1 protein-coding gene is annotated in these 553 nt (G+C 37.1%); it reads right to left on the reverse strand.

All coding sequences use genetic code 11. The annotated features are described in order from the left end of the window. Nucleotides 1–33: 33 nt before the first annotated feature. Nucleotides 34–318 carry an HNH endonuclease gene (locus FDW96_RS11805; RefSeq protein ID WP_036853146.1) on the reverse strand — a complete coding sequence of 95 codons (285 nt, stop codon included), beginning with the start codon at nucleotides 316–318 and terminating at the stop codon, nucleotides 34–36. Nucleotides 319–553 lie beyond the last annotated feature (235 nt).

A 553-nucleotide genomic window follows, 5' to 3' on the forward strand; every position in this document is an offset into this window, starting at 1 on the left:
CACTTTTCCGAATAAGTTCAATTTTTCCCCTTTCTACCATAAACTCACACCTTTCCCACGTTTATACTCGCTTGTCTTCTTGTTATGGCAAGACTTACAAAGGAGTTGTAGGTTATCAGGGTTCAGCGCTATTTTCCAATCATCAAGATTTTCCCAAGTTAGTTCTATAATATGGTCTACTTCGTATTTTTTAGCACCGAATGCGCCACATCTTACGCAAGTCATCTTATCACGTTGTCTTACATAATCACGGACAGCCAACCATTCTTTTTTATTATACCAACCACTTTCTCGAACTGTGTCAACATTATACTTCATCTGACACCGCCATTTCTAAAGCCATTGTCAAAGCAACAGTAGGGTCAATTTTATCTTTTTCAAGTTTTTTAGTATACATATAGTCCCCATTTTGTNTTTCCAATCATCAAGATTTTCCCAAGTTAGTTCTATAATATGGTCTACTTCGTATTTTTTAGCACCGAATGCGCCACATCTTACGCAAGTCATCTTATCACGTTGTCTTACATAATCACGGACAGCCAACCATTCTTTT

It is taken from the genome of Citrobacter sp. TBCS-15 (assembly GCF_005280815.1).
In the GTDB taxonomy this organism is placed as follows: Bacteria; Pseudomonadota; Gammaproteobacteria; order Enterobacterales; family Enterobacteriaceae; genus Citrobacter; species Citrobacter werkmanii.

Excerpts from the sequence above, each read along its gene's own strand:
- FDW96_RS11805 (WP_036853146.1), bottom strand. The coding sequence starts at position 318 with ATGAAGTATAATGTTGACACAGTTCGAGAAAGTGGTTGGTATAATAAA.